The 3,676-nt window shown below is 66.3% G+C and carries 2 protein-coding genes; both read left to right on the top strand.

The window, feature by feature from the left end:
• Positions 1–979 precede the first annotated feature (979 nt).
• Positions 980–3,127 carry a TniQ family protein gene (locus tag ASG00_RS05295; RefSeq protein ID WP_056518830.1) on the top strand — a complete coding sequence of 716 codons (2,148 nt, stop codon included), beginning with the start codon at positions 980–982 and terminating at the stop codon, positions 3,125–3,127.
• Between the two features lie 7 nt (positions 3,128–3,134).
• Positions 3,135–3,452: a hypothetical protein gene (locus ASG00_RS05290; protein WP_156454719.1), complete on the top strand. Its 318-nt coding sequence runs from the start codon at positions 3,135–3,137 to the stop codon at positions 3,450–3,452.
• Positions 3,453–3,676 lie beyond the last annotated feature (224 nt).

The following is a 3,676-nucleotide window of genomic DNA, read 5'->3' as shown; positions in this document are numbered from 1 at the left end:
CCCGCCTACAGCTGGATTCGTTGCCGGCTCGCGAACGCGCGGCGTACGACCTGGAGCGGCGAGTTTGGCATGCGAACATCCTGCTGCGCACCCGGCAGGTGGAGGACATCGAGGTGCAATTGGCGGACATCCTCGACTCGAACCTGCAGGACTCCGACCGGGTCAAGTCCGCCGCAGCGATTGACGCGCCGCCAGCGTTGGGGAAGTCGACCGTGGTGAACAACTTCGGCCGGATGTTCCATCAGCAGCGGAACGCGGAGGTCGGGGACTGGTTGGACCCGGACAGGGATATTCGGCACTTGCCGGTGTGCCACGTCACGTTGACCGGGCGGCTGACGATCAAAGGGCTGCACATGATGATCCTCGGCTTCTACGCCCACCCCGCCACCGCCGGCATCCTGCACCGGTCGATGGCCGGCCGTGACCTGGCGCGGGCGGCAGCGGAATGCATCGAACGACACGACACCCGGCTGGTGATCATCGACGACCTGCACTTCCTGAACATGNCCTTCCTGTTCGCCGGCGTCGCCCTGCGCGCCCGCGGCCTGGTAGGTGAAGGTGAGACCGGGAGGGAAGCGGCGATGGCACAGACATTCCGCCGGTGGACGGTGCTCGGGTTGAGCCCGTTCACTCTCGCCCACAAACGCGGCAGGGAGGAATGGGGCCGGTTGCTATTCGGCATCGAACAATCCCTCGTCCTCACCGACGCTCGCCCTGGGATGCTGGTGGACCTATCGCGGTACCTGTTCGCCCGCACCACTGGAAACATCGGCTCCCTGATGGACCTGATCCGCCGCGGCGCATCTCGCGCAATCCGCACCGGCCGGGAATCCATCGACCGCGAACTGCTCGACGACATCCGCATCGACGAAGGCGCCGAAACCGAACGACGCGAGCTTGAGGCCAAGCTCGAACAGCAATCGCGAACCCAGAAAGCACACCGCCGCCGCAAGAATCAGGACGCAGAGGCGGCGACCGCATGACCACGACGACGGCAACGCCCTCGGATCAGGTGCGGGTACTGCCGTTCCGAGTGCGGCCGCTGCCGGATGAGCCGTTCGACTCCTGGCTGGAGAAGATGGCGGCCACCTACGGGGCAACGATGAACGAGATGGCTTGCGCACTCGGCCTCATCGAGCAGCAGAAAGGATTGGCGGTCTCCGCGACTGCATGGATGGCGGACATGTGGGCCACTACCCTCACCGCCGACCAGGCCTCCCGACTCGAAGCGTCGACGGGCATCCCCACAGATCAGTTCCATGAGATGACCAGGATGAGGTTTGCACGCCACGCGATCCGTTTCACCCGGCAGGGGCGGATAAGCGCGCAATGCCCGGCTGCGGGAACTACGGGACGATACTGCCCCGAGTGCCTGGTCGACTCAGGTGGGCGATGGCGGATGTCGTGGCAGTTCCCGTTCGGGTTTGCGTGCGCCCGCCATCGTCGCCTGCTCGTAGATCGATGCCGCGCATGCGATCGTCCCGCCCGGCAACGCGCTCACCCGCTCGCCCTCGTTCCGGTTCCCGGCCGCTGCCACAACCCGATCCCGGGTCCGCAGAGAGGCCCCCAGGCCAACCGATGCCGGGCAGACCTCACCGACAACCCGACACCCGCTCCCGTCCCTCGCGCCGTGTTGGAAGCGCAGCGGGCGATGATGCGGATCATCTCCACCGGGAGCGCACGGTTCGGGATCTACGTGGGCGCACCGCAGCCAGCAGTGGCCGTGCTGGAAGACGTCCGGCTGCTGTCTCGCATCGCACGGAACGCGATGGTCGCTGACGACGGCATCGATACCGGCGCGCTCGGGGAAGATGCCGTCCAGCTGTTCCGGGCGAGCGAGGATTGGACCCCGGCCGTCCGGGCGCGACCGGAGTCCGCAGTTGGGGCGGCAGCCGGTACCACCCTCGCGCTGACGGCATTGGCCAACCCTGAGACCGTTGCTACCCTCCTGCGGGGACGCGTCGCGCAGAGCACGTCGTACACAGCCAACACCCCGCAACTACAGACGCTCATCGCCACCGCGCTGGGGCGACGCCGCCGTCCTACCGTGTTCCTGCAGTCCGCGCCACCTTCCGGGATCGGGCCGGCCGAACGCGCCCGGACGGTACCCGCACAGCTGTGGGACGAGTGGATCGCCCACCACGCGCCGCTCCGCGTGACAAACGAGATCGCGGCATCAGCACTGGCGGCGGCTGTCGTGTTCACCGGCACACGGCTCACACACTCCGCAGCCCTCGCTCTGCTCGATCCGGACGCACCGGTCCGGCAAGTCACGCACGTGATGCGTGACCTCGGCCGCAGCGCCCACGACGTCCACACGCTCCACGCGATCCTCCGGTTGGTCGCGTTCCTGGACACCCACGACGTGCCCGTGGACTACACCCGGCGCCGCTCCCTCGATTACACCGGACTGCTACCAGAAGCCGAGTGGCGGGAATCGTGCCGGGCGGTGGGCGTATCCGCGGGCGGCGGACGGCGGTGGCGGGTGGCTCGTGCGTTCCTGTACCGGACACTGTCCGGCAACCCGCTCCGCACGCTCCCGGCCGAGTGGGGAGCTACGGGAGTCAGCACACGATCCGTCGCCCGCTTCGTGAAAGCGCTGCCGCATGAGGGCCGCCTCCGGCTAGAGCAGATCGCCGCCGACTTCCTCATCGCCAACGGCATCCACGAGCCGATCACGTGGTGCCCTCCCGTCGCCGACACGGCCCGGACGGAAAGCGCGCAAACCGCCTCAACCCTGTGGCCGCCGAGCCGCCCAGCGCGAACAGCTGCCATGAAGTCCAGCTCGCCAGACGACATGGTGCGGGCGTACACGGCAGGAGCGTCGACGTCCGAGATCGCTGCAGATGCCAACGTGTCCCGGCAGACCGTGAGTCGCATACTCGCCGACGCGGGCACCCAAACCCGTCGAGGACGACCCCGCACCTTCACCCCTGATCCTGTCTGGTTGCGCGAGCAGTACGAGACGCATCAGCACACCATCGGGCAGATCGCACGCATCGCTGGATGCAGCGAAACGACAGCCAACCGCCACCTACGTGCCGCCGGCATCGACCTCAGACCACGTGGAGGACGGCATACATCATCCCAACGACGAGGAACGGGAGCGGCCGATGCTCGGATATGACGCATACGTGTACGAGATCGCGGCCGGTGTCTCCGCAGAAGACATCGGTCGGATCGCACTCGAATCGAACGAGGAAAGAACAATCCACCTGAATGCGGTGATCGCCCGCCGACTCGCGTACGTCCCATACCGGACCTGGGTCGACCATCTCCTTGAGTCAGCGAAAGATGGACGTGCGCAGATTCTCCACGACGGCGGCTACCCGTACGTGTTCTACGCGACCGGCGCCGACATCAAGATCAATTTCGCTGTGTCTGGAAACGAGGAAGTAGCGAACCTCGCAGACGCAACTCGGTACCTGGTGGAGGCGTGGGACCAGAGCTGAACCTGGCCGGGCGGGTGTCTAGCGGAATCTAGCTGTGTCTACCGTTTCCGTAGACCTGATTAGACATAGCTAGAGTTCGTCGAGATCGATCCCGAACTTCTGGGCAAGTTCGGCGAGCGGGATCTCCTCACTGTCGGCGGGACGTTCCCGGACGATGCGGGCGATCTCTTCTTCCTCCGCTGCATCCTCGGCATCCGCGATCGACTCCAGGTCGCCGACAAGTA

The organism is Microbacterium sp. Leaf351, assembly GCF_001423825.1.
In the GTDB taxonomy this organism is placed as follows: domain Bacteria; phylum Actinomycetota; class Actinomycetes; order Actinomycetales; family Microbacteriaceae; genus Microbacterium; species Microbacterium ginsengisoli.
Note: the sequence above shows the minus strand (reverse complement) of the source record. Positions and strands in the feature narration are given on the sequence as shown.